The 20,265-nt window shown below is 43.4% G+C and carries 19 protein-coding genes; 8 read left to right on the plus strand and 11 right to left on the minus strand.

What is annotated here, in order from left to right; translation table 11 throughout:
- Nucleotides 1-193 precede the first annotated feature (193 nt).
- The 5 genes from AC5JL8_RS17960 to AC5JL8_RS17980 form a co-directional block, all read right to left on the minus strand.
- On the minus strand, nt 194-1,003 hold the full coding sequence (locus AC5JL8_RS17960) for a hypothetical protein (protein ID WP_495881047.1): 810 nt from the start codon (nt 1,001-1,003) through the stop codon (nt 194-196).
- A 109-nt stretch (nt 1,004-1,112) separates the two neighbouring features.
- Nucleotides 1,113-3,200: an S-layer homology domain-containing protein gene (locus AC5JL8_RS17965; protein WP_495881048.1), complete on the minus strand. Its 2,088-nt coding sequence runs from the start codon at nt 3,198-3,200 to the stop codon at nt 1,113-1,115.
- A gap of 493 nt (nt 3,201-3,693) precedes the next feature.
- Nucleotides 3,694-4,158, minus strand: coding sequence for a cupin domain-containing protein (locus AC5JL8_RS17970; RefSeq protein WP_495881049.1), 465 nt, complete (start codon nt 4,156-4,158; stop codon nt 3,694-3,696).
- Between the two features lie 17 nt (nt 4,159-4,175).
- Nucleotides 4,176-4,589, minus strand: coding sequence for a GNAT family N-acetyltransferase (locus AC5JL8_RS17975; RefSeq protein WP_495881050.1), 414 nt, complete (start codon nt 4,587-4,589; stop codon nt 4,176-4,178).
- A gap of 26 nt (nt 4,590-4,615) precedes the next feature.
- Nucleotides 4,616-5,509 carry a LysR family transcriptional regulator gene (locus AC5JL8_RS17980; RefSeq protein ID WP_495881051.1) on the minus strand — a complete coding sequence of 298 codons (894 nt, stop codon included), beginning with the start codon at nt 5,507-5,509 and terminating at the stop codon, nt 4,616-4,618.
- A gap of 168 nt (nt 5,510-5,677) precedes the next feature.
- Here AC5JL8_RS17980 and AC5JL8_RS17985 point away from each other — a divergent pair, with 168 nt between their 5' ends.
- From AC5JL8_RS17985 to AC5JL8_RS17995, 3 genes are read left to right on the plus strand one after another with little or no spacing between them, the layout of a single operon-like run.
- The gene (locus AC5JL8_RS17985) at nt 5,678-5,974 is read left to right on the plus strand and encodes a hypothetical protein (RefSeq protein WP_495881052.1); all 297 of its coding nucleotides are present in this window, start codon (nt 5,678-5,680) and stop codon (nt 5,972-5,974) included.
- A 4-nt stretch (nt 5,975-5,978) separates the two neighbouring features.
- Nucleotides 5,979-6,632, plus strand: a complete 654-nt coding sequence (locus tag AC5JL8_RS17990) for a glutathione S-transferase family protein (RefSeq protein ID WP_495881053.1) — start codon at nt 5,979-5,981, stop codon at nt 6,630-6,632.
- A gap of 4 nt (nt 6,633-6,636) precedes the next feature.
- Nucleotides 6,637-7,143, plus strand: a complete 507-nt coding sequence (locus AC5JL8_RS17995; RefSeq protein ID WP_495881054.1) for a GNAT family N-acetyltransferase — start codon at nt 6,637-6,639, stop codon at nt 7,141-7,143.
- A 29-nt stretch (nt 7,144-7,172) separates the two neighbouring features.
- On the opposite strand, the gene purU is transcribed toward AC5JL8_RS17995, so the two are convergent.
- The 6 genes from purU to AC5JL8_RS18025 all read right to left on the minus strand — a co-directional run bounded on the left by purU (nt 7,173) and on the right by AC5JL8_RS18025 (nt 13,306).
- On the minus strand, nt 7,173-8,027 hold the full coding sequence (gene purU / locus AC5JL8_RS18000; RefSeq protein ID WP_495881055.1) for a formyltetrahydrofolate deformylase: 855 nt from the start codon (nt 8,025-8,027) through the stop codon (nt 7,173-7,175).
- A 27-nt stretch (nt 8,028-8,054) separates the two neighbouring features.
- Nucleotides 8,055-8,678, minus strand: coding sequence for a DUF4340 domain-containing protein (locus tag AC5JL8_RS18005; RefSeq protein ID WP_495881056.1), 624 nt, complete (start codon nt 8,676-8,678; stop codon nt 8,055-8,057).
- A 332-nt stretch (nt 8,679-9,010) separates the two neighbouring features.
- Nucleotides 9,011-10,813, minus strand: a complete 1,803-nt coding sequence (locus AC5JL8_RS18010) for a GldG family protein (protein ID WP_495881057.1) — start codon at nt 10,811-10,813, stop codon at nt 9,011-9,013.
- A 348-nt stretch (nt 10,814-11,161) separates the two neighbouring features.
- Complete coding sequence (locus tag AC5JL8_RS18015; RefSeq protein ID WP_495881058.1) at nt 11,162-11,974, minus strand: ABC transporter permease; 813 nt, start codon at nt 11,972-11,974, stop codon at nt 11,162-11,164.
- Nucleotides 11,975-12,970 (minus strand): ABC transporter ATP-binding protein, encoded by a 996-nt coding sequence (locus AC5JL8_RS18020; protein WP_495881067.1) that lies wholly within the window; start codon nt 12,968-12,970, stop codon nt 11,975-11,977.
- 261 nt (nt 12,971-13,231) lie between these two features.
- Nucleotides 13,232-13,306, minus strand: coding sequence for a hypothetical protein (locus AC5JL8_RS18025; protein ID WP_495881068.1), 75 nt, complete (start codon nt 13,304-13,306; stop codon nt 13,232-13,234).
- A gap of 199 nt (nt 13,307-13,505) precedes the next feature.
- Here AC5JL8_RS18025 and AC5JL8_RS18030 point away from each other — a divergent pair, with 199 nt between their 5' ends.
- From AC5JL8_RS18030 to AC5JL8_RS18050, 5 genes are all read left to right on the plus strand, one after another.
- Nucleotides 13,506-14,786, plus strand: a complete 1,281-nt coding sequence (locus tag AC5JL8_RS18030) for a bifunctional sterol desaturase/short chain dehydrogenase (protein WP_495881059.1) — start codon at nt 13,506-13,508, stop codon at nt 14,784-14,786.
- 186 nt (nt 14,787-14,972) lie between these two features.
- The gene (locus AC5JL8_RS18035; RefSeq protein WP_495881060.1) at nt 14,973-16,358 is read left to right on the plus strand and encodes a 3' terminal RNA ribose 2'-O-methyltransferase Hen1; all 1,386 of its coding nucleotides are present in this window, start codon (nt 14,973-14,975) and stop codon (nt 16,356-16,358) included.
- 318 nt (nt 16,359-16,676) lie between these two features.
- Nucleotides 16,677-17,126: an AAA family ATPase gene (locus tag AC5JL8_RS18040; RefSeq protein WP_495881061.1), complete on the plus strand. Its 450-nt coding sequence runs from the start codon at nt 16,677-16,679 to the stop codon at nt 17,124-17,126.
- Nucleotides 17,127-17,229: 103 nt separating this feature from the next.
- The gene (locus AC5JL8_RS18045; protein WP_495881062.1) at nt 17,230-18,087 is read left to right on the plus strand and encodes a CHAT domain-containing protein; all 858 of its coding nucleotides are present in this window, start codon (nt 17,230-17,232) and stop codon (nt 18,085-18,087) included.
- Nucleotides 18,088-18,311: 224 nt separating this feature from the next.
- Nucleotides 18,312-20,265 (plus strand): tetratricopeptide repeat protein (locus AC5JL8_RS18050; RefSeq protein ID WP_495881063.1); only part of this gene is annotated, 1,954 nt, incomplete at its 3' end.

A 20,265-nucleotide genomic window follows, 5' to 3' on the forward strand; every position in this document is an offset into this window, starting at 1 on the left:
CTACAACGCTTAGGCAAGCCTGCCGTGGGAAGCACCAACGGCGCACTGCCTCGTTGATTTTTGTGCATCTGTGGTTCCTTATACAAAATCTAGACTTATGCAAGAGAGAATAATTTGTAACTGGTTTTACTTGAATTAGTATAATTTGAGACAAAATAAAATTATGCCAGCAATTCGCCTAAAGCTGGGTTGATTAATTTGTGGCGCTATTTTCACCTGTTAATCTTTCTTGAGTATAAGTTTTTGCTGGAACTTGTCTGCTAGACATTGCTTTGAGTTTGGATGTGAATGATTCTGTGCGATCGCTTGTTTCAGGAGTAAATTGCCCTATTGGGCTGTGATTGGTAGCAGGTGGTAGGAAATGAGCCGCTTTCTTAGGGCTGGGAGCAACTGGGGTATTTGGCTCAAGCCTCTCTTGTAAATCTAAATTTGACGGTACATTAGAGGACAGTTGAGGCATTGGGGTAGAGGCGACAACACTAGGTGTAGGAGACTCTGAAATCCTTTGTGTGTTATGAGATGAGAGTTGCTTTTGTTCTTTACTCACTAGTGGTGGTAGAGGCGCAATCTTTCTTTGATGGTAAGCATTCTCGACCTGATTAGGTGATGGGTTGGCTTTGATTAAGTGAGAATGAGTCTTCTCCAAAGTGGTGCTTTTCTTGGCAGGAGATAAAACTGGTGTATGTAGTGACGTTAAGCTTTCAGGAAATTTGCTACAAATAAGGCGTTCAAATTCCATGTTGAAATGATAGGTAGCTTGACCCCGCCGCTGCCAGAAATTTAAAATTTGCTGTACAGAAACTGCTTTGTAACGACCTTGATATAGCGCCTCAATGACTGCAATGTGTATCCATTCAATTGGGTAGGCGCTTTCCCAACGTTTAATTAGCTGACTAGCACTATAACCACCGAGGTCGAAGCTATAGTGAGTTAATAAGGCTGTTGCCAAATCGACAGAACTGTCTGGAACGGGTTTGAACATGGAGCTATGAGTTTCAGACATAGGTTAGATTTTTCACCCATTGCATATAGCCTAAAGTGCTTTTAGCTACAGGATTTTTGCCCAAGTGTTGCCAAGTTGATAGCAAGTGTTTTTTATTCTACTTGGTCAACTAAGCTGTATGCGAGACGATATAGGGTGAATTAATGGCTGGCGTGCGTTTGATCGCCACCAAAGCTTGATATACCATAGCTGCTACTTCAGCACGTGTTGCTTCACGAACTGGCACAAGCTGCTTAGGATCTGGGTAGTTTACTACTATCTGCTGTTGTGTAGCGGTGGCTACAGCATTACGTGCATATTCGGGGATCACTTGACGATCGCTGTAGGCAAGTAAGGCATTAATATCAGCGGGTGGTAGGGCTAATCCGTTAACTAAGGAAACAATTACCTGTAGTCTTTGGACGTTTTGATCGGGGCGGAACGTGCGATCGCTAAATCCGCTGACAAAGCCACCACTAGCCGCGGTTTGGATTGCCTGATAAGCCCAAAAATCCTTGGCGACGTCCGTAAATTCGATGGCTGGGCGTTTGGCTGTAGGGTTAAAGGCAACTGCCACTAAAGCTGCATACTGGGCGCGAGTCATCGGTTTATCTGGCTTATAGCTGCCATCGGCAAAACCTCTAGTTAAGTCCAGGCTGACTAATGCCCGAATAAACGCTTCTGCCCAGTGTCCCTTCAAGTCGGTGAACGAGGGGATGTCAACATCGGGATTGACAATATAAGGTGAGGCGATCGCTTTTTGCTTACCACTAGCTACTAATCCCTGATAAATAATTGCCGCCACCTCAGCGCGGGTGATCTCCCGCAGTGGTTCTAGTTGTTCGGGTTGGGGATAGTTCACAACTAAAAGTTTTTGGGTAGCAACTGCCACTGCATTTGTGGCGTAACTCGGAATTTGAGCGCGATCGCGGTATACAGTTAACACATTTGGGTTTCCGCCACTAAATTTCAAACCATTCACGATAGATACTATTGCCTGAATTTTGGTTAAATTTTGCCCCGGTCGAAACGTACCATCAGGAAATCCACTTACAAACCCCATATTGGCAGCACTCAAGATAGCTGACGCTGCCCAAAAGTCTGGTTTTATATCAGCAAATTTACTGTTTTTGTTTCCAGTCGGCAGTGAAAAAGTTTTCGCAATTATAGCAGCGTACTGGGCACGTGTAATGGGGGCTTCTGGCTTAAATGTTCCATCGGGAAAGCCACTAATCGCACCTTCGTTCACCAATGCTTCCACAAAAGCTACTGCCCAATGTCCACCCAAGTCATAAAAACTCGTACCAATTGATACTTTATTGGGTGTGTCTGTCGTCGCAGTGAGAAACTCTACTGGCCCTATTACCTGGATAGGATTTAATTGATTACCAACTGAAAGTAGCTGCTGTGGTGTAACATTTTGTAAATCAAATTCTTTATTCTCACGAAAAATATTCCCAGCAGGGTCTTGGGTATTACCTAAGTCGGGGACTGCGTTACCATTAACTAACAAACCACCTTGAGTATTTTTGGTAATCTGATTCTGACGCAGCACAGGACGTGCATCTCGTGAGAGAGCGATCGCTGTTTGGTTTTCTAAGAGTTTATTATTGGCAACCAAAGGAGCAGCAAAGTCACTAATTGCTATACCCAAGGCATTCTTTTGAAACACATTCCGCAAAACTTCGCCTTTGCTATAACGTGCCATTGTCAACCCACTGGCAGCATTTTGCAAAAACACATTATCTAAAATTGCAGGTTTAGCCGCGCCAGTTGTAAATATACCTTCCCTAGCACAATTAATAAATGTATTGTTAGTTACCGTAGGGGCTGTAGATTCAATCCAGACACCAGTACCTTTTGCCGTAGCATTTGTGACTGTAACACCTCTGAGACTGGCATCGCCTAACAAGAGCAGCGTAATGTTCTGTACACCAAAGCTAGGACTCTGATACGTACCACTGCCGGAAATGACAATGCCAGCACCTTTATTGGCTTCGCTACCTACTACAATTACTCCCGCAGGAATAATTAGTGGAAACACCTCACCAGTAGCGGCGTTATATGTCCCCGCTCCCAACTGAATAATTGTAGATTTTGTGGATGTTTTTAAGGCACGGGTAAGGCTTTTAAAGGGACTCAACCGTGAACCTGCATTGGCATCATTCCCCTTCACGGAGTCGACATAGAGTGTGCTAACAAGGGTAGAGTTCACCATTGGTTGTTGAAAGGCGATTGTTTAAAATATGACAGCCATAAATAATAACTCTAGTTGTAAAATTTCTGTTAAATTAATTACTCCTAAGTCACAAATGGCTCTGCGTGATCTGAAATCCGGCTTCTACAGCTAGAAATTATTTCTCCTGCTGCCTATGTGTAGCACTATTAAGGGAAAATTGTATTATCTAAGTCCCAATAATGAAATCTGCCCAGATAGAGAAACGACAGCTGATACCAAGTTGCGTTCTGTTGTAGTAATCTTTCGTTAGGGGAGGTTGCTTCGCTCCACTTTGTTTCGCTCGCAATGACAGTTGGTACTTTTGATTGCAACTTGGTATGAGGAGTGGTGAGTGCTGAGTTCTAAGTGCCCAGTTGCTACCTCCCCTGCTCCCTGCCCCTCTGCTTCCCTGCTGCCATAATGAGAAATCTTTAAACGGACATGATATAAATTGCGATCGCATTTATGCAGATATCGCGTCTGTCCAAATTAATTAACTTTCGTACAAAGTACCATCTTTATGTGTAAAAATTCGACTACCATCCGCACTCGGTTCGGCAATCAAGTCATCATCTGGGTAATAAGCCCGATCATCAGAAGTTCTATCGCCAATTTCTAAATAAACTACCGCAGCATCAGAGCGATTCACCAGGTGGTGTCCATCTGCTTCACCAGCCGGAAAACCTGCCATCATTCCTGGTTGAAGAATTTGCGCTCCTACATTAGTAATTAAAGTCACTTCACCTGCGATGACATAAATGAACTCATCTTGTCGGGTATGCCAATGTCTGAGAGCAGAACAACTTCCTGGCTCAAGAGTAACTAAGTTGACACCAAAATTTTTTAATCCAGCCGCATTTCCTAATGCTTGTTTGACTCGTCCTTGCACCAGAGACTTAAATTCATCGGGGTAAATTGAACTGGTGCGACTGGGTACATTTTCCGGGTTAATAATCATATTGCACCTTTTAGGGATCATTGCTTGTAACGATGCATCAACTGAAGTTCGCCCACCTCATTAGTAAAGCGCCAGCGTTGATAAAATGGGATCATTTCAGGCAAACAGTAAAGAGCCACTAGCTCCACTGCACTTAACTGAGGATGATTAATCACTGCATCCATCAATTTCACACCAAGCCCAATTTTTCGATGGGTAGGCTTGATGATCACATCGTAAACAGTTGCACGATAAACAAAATCTGTAAGAATGCGGGTAAAACCAATTAATTGTTCGCTCTCATCAACTAAACCAATAATTAGATCTGAAGCCGCAAGCATCTTCACAACATCTGGATATGTACGTTTTTTACTCCAAAATTCATTTTTGTACAACTCTACTAATTGCAAAATTTGATTTTCGCTTAGTTGCTCAACAATGCGGTAGGTCATGGTAATTTATGCGTAAAAATGAATTGTTAGAGAGTGAATTTAGCTAAAGTATAAAAATCAAATTTTCTCAGCATCTCTAAAAACGTAAACACGGCTGGAATATGAAGAGCATTAGATAAAACTGCAACACCAATAACTCTCTCTAAGGGTGTTGGCAAACTGTGTACCTGCACTTTCGTAGGGATGGGTACAGCTGCTAAACGAGGCATAATAGCTGCTCTGAGTCCTTGATTGACCATACTGACAACTGTAGAGTCTTCTTGAATATCGCTAGCTGTATTGATGGGGATGGCTATAGTTTTGAGGTGATTGTGGACAATGCGTCCACAGGGCGCACAAGGAAGTAAGACTGGTGGATAAGCACCTATTTCTTCCCAAGTAATCTTTGCAGCGTTAATTTTTGCCTGGGGTGGGATTAAAGCTACATATTCATCCCGAAAAATTTCCCATACATCAAATTCATCACTAGTCGGCAAACAGGTGATCCCAATATCGGCACGTCCCTCACGCAAACATTGTTCTACATCAGGGAACGCGGGACATTCTATGATGGTGACAGCAACTTCTGGGAATTGATCGTGAAAAGAAGCGATCGCCTTTGGGAGTAAATGAGTAGCAACGCTGCGAAAAGCTGCAATCCGCACATGACCACCATGCAAACCTTTATGCAGGTTAGCTTCTCGTTGCATCATCTCTAGATGTTGCAGTGACTGACGAGCATGATATAAAATCCGCTCTCCAGCAGGTGTTAATACAGCACCATGACGACCTCTGGCAAATAGAGGCACACCCAATTCTTCTTCTAAAGTAGCAATAGCATGACTCACCGCAGGTTGAGAAAGTTGCAATTCTAAGGCTGCTTCACTAAAGTTGCCATGATCGGCTACTGCAACTACGGCTCGAAGTTGGAAGATTTTCATGGGCTGTTGATGATATCAAGGCTACACACATTATTGTGCCAAAAAGATGGTATTCAAGAATTTTATATCTATAAATAGCATTTATATAAACTATACAAGCCATGTTTTGATTGTTAACTGAGAGGTTGTTACAGTCTTATGTACTGAGCATTTATCAGGAATAATCCGATGAAAGAGGAAGTTAGCTGTCTGAAATCAGCAGGCATAGAACTAAATTCTAACTATCTATGCAAAAGTAAATTAAGCGATAATATCCTCACATCTGTTTGGAAATCATTGTTAAATTTCTGGCAATCTGAGATGAAAATACTACTAGCAGATCCAGACGAATTACAAGTTAGGCAAAAAATTGACCGCCACGGCAATATTTATTGGCAAGCTTACGATCCGGTAACAGGCAAATCTTTTTCTTCAGGCTCTGAAGTTGATATATCTATGTGGATTGAGCAGCTTTATCGACACTAAAAATATGGCGCAACTTACCTTAGTAATTGGCAATAAGAATTATTCATCTTGGTCATTACGTCCGTGGCTAGCTATGAAGCAATTCGGTTTGCAATTCAATGAAATTAATATTCCTCTGTACACTCCAGAATCTACAATCCAAATTCAGCAATATTCTCCTTCAGGTAAAGTACCTGTTTTGTTACATAACAATCAAGCCATCTGGGATTCATTAGCTATTTGCGAATACCTAGCTGAAGAATTTCCGCATCTGCACTGGTGGCCAGAGGATAAAATTGCTAGAGCATTGGCTCGTTCTATCAGCGCGGAAATGCACTCAGGCTTTCAAAATCTGCGCCAGAATATGCCGATGAATTGCCGTGCTAAACTACCAGGCCAAGGCTTGACACCTGATGTGCAAAAAGACATTGACCGCATCACCAGCATCTGGCGAGAATTTCGCCATAAGTTTGGGGCTGGTGGCGATATGTTGTTTGGTGAGTTCACAATTGCCGATGCGATGTTTGCGCCTGTGGTATTGCGGTTTGTTACTTATGATGTGCAGTTAGATGCTGTTGCTAAAAATTACCTAGAGGCAATTTTGGCAATGCCGACAATGCAAGAATGGATCAAAGCAGCCGAAGTTGAACAAGAAGTTATCTCCCAATACAAAGTGTAGGGAAATGGTAAATAGTAAGAAAATGCTCGGCACAAATATTTCAATTCGAGATGCAACGCACAGAGACATTTCTCAAATTATGGAATTGATTTATCTGAAAGCCGAGTTTGATGGTTGTCCTGAATCTGTAGAAGCAACTCCTAAAAAGCTAGAAGTTGATTTATTTGGAGAAAAACCGCTTACTTTTGTACTTTTAGCGGAGGTTGATGGCAATGCTATTGGGTTAGCTACCTATCACTTTATCTATTCAACTTTCTTAGCAAAACCTGGAATTTGGCTTGATGATTTATATGTCAAAGCTGAACATCGAAGCTACGGTGTTGGTGAGGCACTTATACAACGCTTGTGTCAGATAGGGCAGAAAAAAGGTTGTGGTCGGATCGATTGGACTGTAGCTGCATCTAACGAGCGTGGAATTAATTTTTATCAAAGAATAGGTGCAAACATCATCACAAAGGTAAAATTATGTCGCTTAGATGCTCAGGCGATCGCTAGAAACTTATTGAAGTAATACCAAGCAGTTTTTGCCTAGATGCTAAATCACTCAAAGACTACTGTTCTATTGCCATAAACTAACACACGGTTTTGCAAGTGCGATCGCACTGCTCTTGCTAGTACAACTCGCTCCAAATCTTTACCTTTTCTTACCAAGTCTTCAACAGCGTCCCGGTGGCTAACTCTTACTACATCCTGTTCAATAATTGGCCCGGCATCTAAATCAGCAGTAGCATAATGCGCTGTTGCACCAATAATTTTAACACCACGTTCAAAAGCTCTGTGGTAAGGATTCGCTCCTACAAAAGCTGGTAAAAAGGAGTGATGAATATTAATAATTTGCGGAAATTTAGTAATAAAATCTGCACTAACAATTTGCATATATTTCGCCAATACAACCAAATTAATTTTGTAATGACGCAGTAATTCTAGTTGTTTTTCTTCCTGTTCTAGCTTGTTATCCTTTGTGATAGGAATGTGATGATAGTCAATGCCAAATTGTTCTGCTACTGCTTTTAAATCAGGATGGTTGCTAATAATTAAAGGAATCTCAGCCAAAAACTCTTTAGCACGTAGCCGCCAAATCAAGTCAAATAAACAATGGTCTTGGCGACTTACCCAAATAGCAATACGGGGAACTGTATCAGAAAAGTGTAACTCCCACTTAGCACCTAAAGGTTGTGCTATGGCATTAAATGCAGGGCCAATTAAATCTCGTGGCAGATTAAATCCCTCTAACTGCCATTCTATACGAGTAAGAAACAACCCGGCGGCAAAGTCTGTATGTTGATCTGCATGAATGATATTGCCGCCATTGGCATAAATAAAGTTAGCAATTTTCGCCACTAACCCTCGTTGATCGGGGCAAGAAATGAGCAATGTTGCTGTTGGATTGGTCATGGAAATATCGAGGAGTTTGGTAATTGCTTATTTGCTGCTTGGTGGAGTTAGTTTCTCCGGGCTTGGTGTAGACTTTTGTTCGCTATTATCTACGGGTTGTTTCCACTCTGATATTTCCCGATTCACTGCGTTTTCAAAATCTGTAGATACCAACAGCACATCTATATTACCATCGGGTTTTACAGTAGGGTCAGCTTGAACGTATAAAAAACGGCGGTTAAAGTCAGATTTACCTAACAGTAATTGATGAGTTTTCTGATTTTTGAGATTGATATTGATAGTTGCTTGGGGTTGATCTAAGCCAAAATCTCCTTTTTGATTAGCTGGGATTGACACAGTGCGAGTAGCCGTACCCTTAACCAACAAATCCGTCAAATAAGAAACAATAGCATCATTTGCTGGCTCTGATACAGGGGATTTAAGCAACCACTTGGGCTGGCTTCCTTGGGCGTTACGTTCCACAGACAAGGCAATCTTTTTAGTTGTAATTGTCAAAGACTGCACATCGTCTTCTGTAAAAGAGAAAATTTGCTGGTTTTGTTGCTTAACTTCTTCTCGCTGAGTTGCACCTCGAATTTCATAGAAATAAACAAAACTCCCCAAACCCAGCGCTAGCAATATCAAAATTAAAGTCGTGCGAGAAAATTTCATTTTTCGTCAATGGTCATTGGTCATTGGTCAATGGGCATTGGGCATTGGATAAAGAAGACAAGGAGCATGGGGGATGGGGGGACAGGGAGTAAGAGTTTAGGACTTACGCACTCAAGCCTGAAACCCCGATCCCCCCTAGCCCCCCTTAAAAGGGGGGGAACGTCTAAAGCCACGCCACTGAGAAAGTCGGGGAACCCGCAAGGGCGCAGGGCTGCCCCTTTCTAAGGGGGTTGGGGGATCTGAGTGCGTAAGTTCTGGAGTTAATCATGGTTCTTTCCCCTTGTCCCCTTGTCCCCTTGCCCCCTTGTCTCCCCTGCCCCCCTGCTTCTTCCTCAACGGCGTTTCCACCAAATAACAGCTGCCGCCGCAAACCCAATTAAAGGTAGACCTAATAAAGACGACAATGCCAAAAGATTGGCTTGTGTGCTTGTTAGGTTGAGTCGGCGGTTTTTTGCTTCTTTGGGACGAATTGACAGCGGTTGCTGATCCTGTTGACTCAGCCAAGTGACTGAGTTAAGGAACACATCACCATTTAGTTGCTGTTGAAACAAGCCGTCGGTAGCAAAATCCGAATTTCCTAATACTACTAACCGTGACTCTTTGGCAGTTTGTTCAGTCTGCTGATTAGTTGTCGGTGATGGTAATGCTGTCGCAGTAGGCGAAGTTTGCGGAGTCGGGCTAGCTTGACCTTGAGTTGTCGGTGATGGTAATGCTGTTGAAGTTGGCGAAGCTTGCGGAGTCGGGCTAGCTTGACCTTGAGTTGTCGGTGATGGTAATGCTGCCGGAGTAGGCGAAGCTTGCGGAGTTGGGCTGGCTTGACCTTGAGTTGTCGGTGATGGTAATGCTGTTGGAGTTGGGGTTGATTTGACTTCTGATGTGGCTGGCAGTTTTTTCTTCAAAGCCACACCCAAAGTTAGCGGGCCTTGGAGGTCTTTGTCAGCATTAAACTCCAATTTTTCGCTTTGCAGGTCGCTTTCTGCCCAACTGTTGGGATAAGGTTTGGTTCGCAGTAAAGGAGTAGCTTCAACACCAGCTACTGGACTAGTTTCTATTGGACGTGCTAACCGATAAAAAGAGATGCCGTTACCAAACTCTTTAGTAATTGGATGTTGTCCGTATTCTGTAATTAACGGTACTGCTGGGCCAAGTCCTACATTTCCAGAGGTATCAACAGCCAAACGATTATCAAGGCGAACGCCCCAATCTTTAAGTAAGTTGTCGAGTTTAGGATCAGTATTCGGGTCAATCATCAGCAGCAAGTTACCGCCTCGATTCAGGTAATCTTGCAAAGCTTTAACTTCACCTTCAAACATTCCGCGTTTAGGGCCCGCTACCACCACAGCAGCAGCATCATCAGGAACTTTTGTCTGTTCGGCTAAATTCAGCGGTGATGTAGTAAAGTTTTTGTCACCTAATCCCTGAACTGCTTGGGACATTCCACCCTCAGCGGCTGTAAGTGGGCGTTCCCCGTGACCTTGAAGGAAGTAAACTTTAGCTGTGCTGGCACTGGTAATTTGTTGCAGACGACTAGTTAACCTAACTTCTGACAGTCGTTCATTTTCATTTACTACCTGAACTAACTGTCTTTTATCTTGAGATTCTAGGTAAACTTCTCCGTAATCTTTAACGCCAAACTTTTCTGCTAATCCTGGTCTAGCCTGGGGATCAACATACTCAAATTTAAAGTTTGACCCTTGCCGTTGATAATTTTCTAATAACTCCTGGTCTTGAGGATTCTGAGTGACATCAAACACCCATACCTTAACTGGCTGTGGTAAAGCATTTACTAATTCCCGCGATTGGGGAGCAAGGGTAAATAACTGAGCTTCTGTTAAGTCTGCCCGCACATGGTAGCGAGTACCTAAAAAGTTAATTAACCCTAAAATTGCTAATACTGCTAGAGTTGCAGCTATGGCATTAGTGCCAGCTTGGGTAGAACGACGCCTCCACCATTGGCTTTGCTGACTTTGCCATACTACCCACAACCCACTAATAACAATTCCTGTAATCAGCAATCCTAAAGGAATTGGCCCCCACTGTGCCGCGACTGACCCAGCAGTTAAACCTGCAACAATTAGGAATGGGCCAAGCCAAAATAAATATTTCCAAGGTTTCTTTTTAACGATTTTTTTCATATTATTTGTCAAAATTGAGAGGCTTAGATCCCCGACTTCTTAGAGGATGTTTTAAAAATACTTTCGTCGGTAGCAAAATATTTTAGATCCCCCTAAATCCACGCCACTTGCTACAAGTCGGGGAACCCTTTCGGCAGTCGCTCATGGGGGAAACCCCCAAGACCGCGCTGCCTCACCAACGCAGTGGCTCCCCTTAAAAAGGGGGGCTTTGACTTTAGTTCCTCCCTTTTTAAGGGGGGCTAGGGGGGATCAATAAGTGCCTAAAATCACAGCCAACCACTTTTCAAACAGCCTCTTAGAATAGTCGGGGATCTTGTTATTCACAGATGTAATTAAAATGAGTATTGACTACTGACGTTGAAAGCGCAGTGCATCAATTGATTGAGATGTCAAAAAGACACCGAGAAAAATGTAACTGGCAAATAAAAGCAAGGCACTGGTATCGAAAATGCCTTGGATTAAAGTATTGAAATGTTTTAGCAGTGAGATATAACCCAAGGCTTCACCTACAGGGCCGGGAACAGTTTTAGCAATTAAATCCAAGAATAATAGCAATAAAATTACTGCAAAAGTAAATACAGCAGAGAGAATTGTGCTGTCTGTTAATGAAGAAATAAACATTCCTAAAGATAAAATTGCTGCTGCTAGCAAGATTAATCCAAAATGACCCAGCAAAATTATTGTGGGTGACATTGGGGGATTAGCTCCACTGATGACGATCGCCTCAATTACTAGCAGAGGTAAAATCATAGTTGTGAAAAAAGTTAGCACTCCTAATAATTTACCGACAGCTACCGCCCAGTTTGTGACTGGTGACGTGGCTAATAGTTCCAAAGTGCCCCGTTTGCGTTCTTCGGCATAAAGTCCCATTGAAAGAATTGGCAACACAAACAACAACAGCCACCCCATTCTGTCTAAAAATGCCCGCACAAATTCATAGGGTACATCTATTGCTGGGACTGGCACTCCAAATTGTTGCCCTTGTAAATCTAAGGCTGTGACTGTTGGTAAAATGCCACCTGGCCCTAGCAAAATCATCACTAAAAACAATCCAGCTATTAACCAAAAGATGCCAGCGATCGCATAAGCTAAAGGCGATACAAAATAACTCTGTAACTCTCGGCGATAAATGGCAATAATGTTACTCAGGACTATACCCATTTACGCTGCTTCTCCTTCTTTGGCTGCTGAATCTTCAATAGATTCTAAGTTCTTTTCTTCTGTTGTTAGTTGCAAGAACACATCTTCCAGGGTAGCGCTGACACGCCGCATTTCATGTAAGGCGAATCCCGCACGTACTAATGTTGTGACAATATCTTTTCCTGGTTCTGTTCCTGGTTGGGATATCACCCGCAGGTAGGCGCGATTTTCCCTGGGGAGGTGATGACCAGGAATTGATTCTACCAAACTCACACCAGATATATTTTGCAATACCTGTTTTGCTAAAGCTGCTTCTCCTTCAATTTCTAATTCATATCCAGAACCACCTGTCAACTGTGTCATGAGATTTTCTGGTGTGTTGGTGGCGACTACTTTACCGCGATTGATGATGGCGACACGGCTACAAGTCATGCTCACTTCTGGCAGAATGTGGGTAGAAAGAATGATCGTGTGGGTTCCAGCAAGGCTTTTAATTAAATTCCGCACCTCAATAATTTGGCGGGGGTCAAGTCCGACGGTGGGTTCATCTAAAATAATTGCTGGTGGATCGTGGACGATCGCCTGAGCAATGCCAACTCTTTGACGATATCCTTTAGAAAGTTTGCGAATAATCACTTGACGCTTATCTTCTAAATTACAGCGGCCGATCGCAGCTTGCACTTTATTATTGCGATCGCCTGCTGGAACTCCTTTGATTCGAGCAACAAAATGCAAAAACCCCTCCACCGACATATCAGGATACAACGGCGGTGTTTCTGGTAAATAACCAATTCGTTGCCGCACAGCCAGGGAATTGTCATGAACATCAAAGCCTGCAATCTTGGCTGTACCCTTGGTTGCTGGTAAATAACCGGCTAAAATTCGCATGGTTGTAGTTTTACCAGCGCCATTCGGCCCTAAAAACCCTAAAATCTCCCCAGGTTCGACGCTAAAAGTGACATCAGTAATCGCTGGGGTGGAACCGTAAATTTTACTTAGATGCTCAACTTCAATCATCGGTCTTGTGGCGATCGTAAATGATAAGATACCCAACAATATTAGATCACGATATTTTTATCGCAAGCATCAATATATCTTCTTTGTAGCGGCGTGGCACAGCTAAATTAGTGCATTAGTTAGATGAAATAAACCGCCGATGGACAAGGCAGTGCGTTCGGTCGCTAGACTTGTAGACACCCGTTCGGCGTTCGCCTTTAGCGTTGCCGAAGGCTAGCCGTTCTCGTTCGCGTAGCGTCTGCGACAGGAGAAGAGTAGGGCTTAAGGCAGGGTAGCAACTGCCGTTTTGCCTTCTAAATACACATCTTGATCGCGGTTGTTGCGATCGCAAATCATTGAAAAAGCCCAAGTATACTCTTTACCTACTTTCTTTTAATGATCGTTGATTAGTTTGGAATTTTCTTTACAAAACCCAGGTTGAAAGCCCATGAGTATGTGTCCCTACCTGCTTGAGACAGAGCATGGCAACCACTAGTTCCCATTGAAAGTTTGCGCTAGAACTCGACCTTAGCCCATTCTTATTAGATTATGAAGAATGATTACAGAAAGTGAGTACAAAAAAATTACTATGAGTGTGTTAGCTGAAGGCTGGGCTGAAATTGAGGGTCAATTACGGATTCATTGGTCTATGGTAAATGCCTGTTTGCAGTTTGCCAGTTGGGGATTATTCTCTCTTGTGTTGGCTGAGGTATTAAGAGACAGCTATCATGCTTTGTGCCACCAGGTGAGTTGGCTTGCTAAATGGCACAATAAGCACCATATGGCCTATCGTCGGGATTTATCGATAGTTTCGTTGAAAGCTTACCAAGATTCCCAGCTCTACCACGATATTTTAGAGTCAAGTCTTTTAGTGGCGATTTTGGCGGTAACTGCCTTGCTTATCCAGCAAATCGGTTTCTGGCTGGGAGTAGCCTATGCTTGCACCTTCTTGTATGGTGCGTCAGTGCGATACTTCCAGGGGTCAATTGATACAGACTATAACCACCTACCTGGGCCATTAGAGGCAATTCCATCTGTTTGGTGGGTGAATCGGTCTTACCATTGGCGGCATCATTTTGATAATGTCAATGCCTATTACAGTGGTGTTTTTCCTCTAGTGGATATAATACTGGGAACAGCACTATCTCTGAAAGGAAAAACTGTCGCTTTAACTGGTGCTTCTGGAGCTTTAGGTCAAGCATTGACTGCTGAACTTTTAAAGCATAACGCCAAGGTAGTAGCTTTGACGACAAACCCAGAAAAATTACAGGGGCATGATGGAATAACTGTGGTTGCTTGGCAATTGGGTAATGAGGCAGCTTTAAAGGAGAGATTAGAAAAAGTTGATATTTTGATTATCAATCATGGAGTTAATGTCTATAGTAGCCGCACATCAGAGGCAATCAACTCCTCCTATGAAATAAATACCTTTTCAGCCTTGCGGTTGATGGATATATTTTTGACGACTGTAACAGGGCCACAATCAAAAGCAACTAAGGAAATTTGGGTTAACACTTCTGAGGCTGAGGTATCCCCAGCGTTGAGTCCGCTTTATGAACTCAGCAAACGATCGCTAGGAGATATTGTCACTCTCAAGCGATTAGATGGGGATTGTATAATTCGCAAGTTAATCCTTGGGCCATTTAAAAGTCAACTTAATCCTTATGGAGTGATGTCAGCACAGCAAGTGGCTCGTGCCATCCTCTTTTTTGCACGGCGGGATTTTCGTAATATCATTGTGGCAATAAATCCTCTCACATATATACTGTTTCCCTTAAAGGAAACTAGCACATGGCTTTATTATCGAATTTTTAGTAAGAAAGCTAAAAGTGAGTGATGTTGTGGATTATCACCTAGCTGTTGTTTGTATTAAATGGCAATAGGGAACAGGGAACTGTTGTTCGTTCTCTGTTCCCTTCTTTGATATTGCTTAATATTCCTCAACAGTACCATTATTTTTTTCCGTAATCGTTTACTCTAAAGCGGTATTCATCAACTATTCCCCTGAACCCTGCACAAGTGAATGCTGCTCACCATCGCAACGACACACTCCCCAGCAACGGAGTTAGGCTACTTACTACATAAACACCCAGATCGCTGCCAGTCTTTTTCTTTAACTTTTGGACAGGCGCACGTATTTTACCCAGAAGCGAAGCCAGAACTATGTACGGCGGCGTTGTTGTTGGATGTTGATCCAGTAAAGCTGGTGCGGGGACGTAGTACAAGGCTAGAACAATATGTAAACGATCGCCCTTATGTTGCTTCATCATTTTTAAGTGTAGCGATCGCCCAAGTATTTGGCAGTGCTTTATCAGGTCGCTGCAAAGACAGACCAGAACTCGCCCAAACTCCTATTCCTTTAGTTGCAAAATTATCTGTCTTACCTTGTCGTGGCGGTGAAAGTTTTCTGCGGCAATTGTTTGAGCCGTTAGGTTACACCGTAAGTGCCCAAGGACACACCTTAGATGAGGAATTTATTGATTGGGGACAGAGCCAATATTTTACCGTTGAACTACAGCACACTCTGCCTCTGGGCGACTTGTTAAGTCATCTCTACGTTTTAATTCCAGTCTTAGATGACGATAAACACTATTGGGTAGGCGATGATGAAATTGAAAAGTTACTACGTCATGGTGAGGGTTGGTTAACTAAGCATCCAGCGCGAGAACAAATTACCAGACGTTACCTCAAACAACAGCAGCGCCTGACTCGTCTCGCTTTAGCCCAACTAGCAGAAGAAGATAATCCCGATCCCGACAGTACCGAAGAAAGCCATGCCCAAGAAGAAGCGGCGGTAGAAAAACCTATTAGCTTGAATCAACAGCGAATGAATGCTGTGATTGCTGCCTTAAAGCAAAGCGGTGCAAAGCGGGTGATTGATTTAGGCTGCGGTCAGGGAAATCTTTTGAAAATACTCATCAAAGATATCTTTTTTGAACAGGTTACAGGTGTAGATGTTTCTCACAGGGCATTAGAAATTGCCCAAGAGAGATTAGACCGCCTGCGCCTTCCCCGCAACCAATGGGAACGTCTGCAACTAATTCAAGGCGCACTCACCTACCAAGACAAACGCCTCAGCGGTTACGATGCTGCTACAGTAATTGAGGTAATTGAACATCTCGATTTACCGCGCCTAGAAGCATTTGAAAAAGTTTTGTTCGAGTTTGCTCGACCAAAAACAGTAGTAGTGACAACGCCTAATATTGAGTACAACGTCAAATTTGAAAACCTCCCGGCTGGCAAACTGCGACATAAAGACCACCGCTTTGAATGGACGCGTCAAGAGTTTCACAACTGGGCGAACAAAGTAGCAGAACGCTTTAATTACAATGTAGAATTTCAACCTGTAGGAACAGAAGATCCAGAGGTCGGTTCACCAACACAAATGGCGGTGTTTATAGCAAAGTGATGAGTGCTGAGTACAAAACCAGTTGCATATATATTAGAACTTACGCACTCAGATCCCCCAACCCCCTTAAAAAGGGGAGCCACTGCGTTAGGCGGGTTCCCCGACTTGTAGCAAGTGGCGTGGCTTTAGACGTTCCCCCTTTTTTAAGGGGGGTTAGGGGGGATCAGGGTTTCAGACTTCAGTGCGTAAGTCCTAATATATAATTCTTTTTCTCTGCGCCTCTGCGCCTCTGCGTGAAAAAAATCATCCCCTTCTTAAACAACGCCAAAAAATTAAATAACCACAAATAAACACAGATAAAAATGATAATTTCTGTAAATGGAAGCAATTATTTTTATAGGAATCCAGGGAGCGGGTAAGTCTACTTTTTATCGCGATCGCTTCTTTAATACCCACATTCGTATTAACCTTGATATGCTCAAAACTCGTCATCGAGAGCAAATCCTTTTTCAAGCCTGCTTAGAAGCTAAACAGCCTTTTGTGATAGATAACACTAACCCGACTGTTGAAGACAGAAAACGTTATATTCTTCCAGCTAAAGCGAAACGTTTTAGGGTTTTGGGTTATTCCTTTCAATCTAAATTGGAAGACTGCAAGCAACGAAATAGCCAAAGGTCTCCTGAGCAAGTTGTACCTTTAGTTGGATTATTAGCGACTTATAAAAAGCTGGTTTTACCAAATTGGCAAGAAGGATTTGATGCAATCTATTCGGTTAAAGCTGGTTTTAATTATTCATTCATTGTTGAGGAATGGAACCGTGAAATTTGATGAACTTGACAGCAGAATTTCGTAGGGGTTTAGCATTGCGAAATCCTTACTCGCGTATTTGTATATTTATTAAACTGAATGGTATAACTTTTCTGACTCCATCATGAGCAATAGTCCTGCGGTCAAAACAATTCTTGTACTTGCAGCTAGTCCCGTAGATGAAGCAAGACTGCGCCTAGATGTAGAAGTGCGGGAGATTGAAGAAGGGTTGCGACGGTCTAAATATCGTGACCAAATTAAGTTACAACCTCGATCGGCTGTGAGAATAAATGATCTGCGTCGAGCATTGTTAGATGTGGAACCCCAAATCGTTCACTTTTGCGGTCATGGAGTGGATGAAGGACTGATATTTGAGGATGAACAAGGTAAAAGTAAACTAGTCAATACAGAAGCTTTGGCAAATCTGTTTGAATTATTTGCAGGTCGAGTTGAGTGTATTGTACTCAATGCTTGTTATTCCGAAGCGCAAGCCAAAGCTATGATTGGGCACGTTGGCTATGTGATTGGGATGAGCAAAGCCATTGGAGATAAAGCTGCAATTAATTTTTCCGTGGGGTTTTATGATGCTCTCGGTGGCGGACGCACTGTAGAAGACGCTTATAAGTTTGGTTGCAATGCAATTCAATTGCAAGGAATTCCAGAGCATCTTACTCCTGTGATCAAAATTAATACAGCATTAAAGGCTGCATTCGGAGCTACACAAACAACTACCTTCACACCTAAACCTGCAAAGCCTGCGCCTAAAATAGATCGATTTAAACTGATTAAACTACTCAATGATTTACCACCACAGCAGTTAGATATGCTTTTGTTTACAGTGGATGCACCCAATGGTGTAGTTCCACCGATGACTGCTCCCCAAGGCGATCGCGCTGCTGCATTATTAAGATGGGCACAAGGGCCAACAGGTTGCGGTTTGGAAACACTGCAACAGGAATTGGATAACATTCTTTCACCGTAATTCTGCAAAATCCGATACCCTTCTCAACGTAGGGTGTGTTATGCCGATAACGCACCTGAATTTATCTAATTCACGTTAAATTTATACAGATACCTAAAGCGATCGCTTGTGTAATTACTTTCAGACGGTGCATTGCGCTGGGCGACAACACACCCTACATTTAACGGAAAATTGGCGTAGGTCTTGTTGTTTTAAAATAGAACATTACTCTTGTCAATTCGCTAATGGTTACACCCCCACGCGATCGCTCTACACTCATGCAACTGCTCAATGATTTACCGCCGCAGCAGTTGGATATGCTGTTGTTTGCCGTGGATGCGCCAAATAATGTAATTCCACCGCTTACTGCTCCTCAAGGCGATCGCGTTTCTGCATTGTTGAGGTGGGCGGAAGCATCAACGGGTTGTGGTTTGCAAGTACTCCAACAGGAATTAGTAAACATCATCCCGCTACCGAAGAACGAAACTGTACCGGAAGAATTGTGGAATATACCATACCCACGCAACCCGTTTTTTACAGGACGCGAAGCGGTGTTGCAGGAAATGCGGAATGCTTTGTTAACAAAGAAGTTAGCAGCATTAAGCGGTTTGGGTGGGATTGGCAAAACTCAAACTGCGATCGAGTTTGCCTATCGCTATCGTCATGAGTATCAGCAGATACTGTGGGTAAGGGCAGCTTCCCACCTAGAATTGGTATCGGGTTTTGTGGAAGTTGCGCGTTTACTGAATTTACCTGTCAGCCAAGAAAAGGATGAAAGCTTAGTAGTTAAGGCAGTTAAGCAGTGGTTAGCAACACATAACGGCTGGCTGTTGATTTTAGATAACGCCGATGAAATTCCCATGCTGCGGGAGTATTTACCAGAGGCACATCAAGGTTATGTGTTGTTGACTACCCGCGCTCAGGCGACGGGGATATATCAGCGAATTGAAATTAAAAAGTTGCAACCGGAAGATGGGGCGCTGTTGTTGCTGCGGCGTGCCAAACTGATTGCAGAAAATGCGGGGTTGGATGCGGTGACGGAAGAAGAACGCAGTTTAGCAAAAACCATCTCGCGGGAAATGGACGGTTTACCCTTAGCATTAGATCAAGCAGCAGCGTTTATTGAAGAAACTCCCTCAAATTTGGCGGAGTATTTGCAATTTTACCGAGAAGAAGGGGCGAGACTACTGGCGGAACGAGGCGAACTGGCAATTGATCATCCCAGCGTGAGCATCACCTTTTCCCTCGCCTTTGAGAAAGTATTACAACGCAACCCCACCGCCGCCGATTTAATTCGCGTTTGCGCCTTTTTAGCACCTGATGCGATTCCTGAAGAAATTTTTACCGCAGGTGCAGCAGAATTAGGAGAAAATCTTAGCTCATTAGCAAACAAACCCCTAGATTTTGTCAAAGTTATCGCAGAAGCGGGACGGTTTTCGCTGATTTACCGGAACCCGATTAATAAAACCTTTGATATTCACCGCCTAGTGCAGTCAGTGTTAAAAGCCGAGATGGATGAAGACAATTGCCGTCTTTGGGCAGAAAGGACTGTTTGTGCAGTTACAGAAGTCTTTCCCAATGCTGAATATGTAAATTGGTTGGTCTGTGAGCGACTTTTACCCCATGCAAGAGTTGCAATTAATTGGATCTCGCTGTATCAATTTGAGTTAGAAACAGCAGCTTTGTTACTTGCTAGGACTGGTTACTACTTGATCGAACGGGGTCAGTACGCGGAAGCTGAACCACTGTTGAAAACAGCATTGTCACTGAGGCAACGGCTGCTGGGAGAAGACCATCCCTCTGTCGCCACCAGTTACAACAACCTGGCTGGACTCTACTATTACCAAGGACGGTACGCGGAAGCTGAACCACTGTATCAAACAGCATTGTCACTGAGGCAACGGCTGCTGGGAGAAGACCATCCCTCTGTCGCCACCAGTTACAACAACCTGGCTGGACTCTACTATTACCAAGGACGGTACGCGGAAGCTGAACCACTGTATCAAACAGCATTGTCCCTGAGGCAACGGCTGCTGGGAGAAGACCATCCCGATGTCGCCAGCAGTTACAACAACCTGGCTGGACTCTACGAATCCCAAGGCAGGTACGCGGAAGCTGAACCACTGTATCAAACAGCATTGTCACTGAGGCAACGGCTGCTGGGAGAAGACCATCCCGATGTCGCCACCAGTTACAACA

It is taken from the genome of Mojavia sp. (assembly GCF_059505145.1).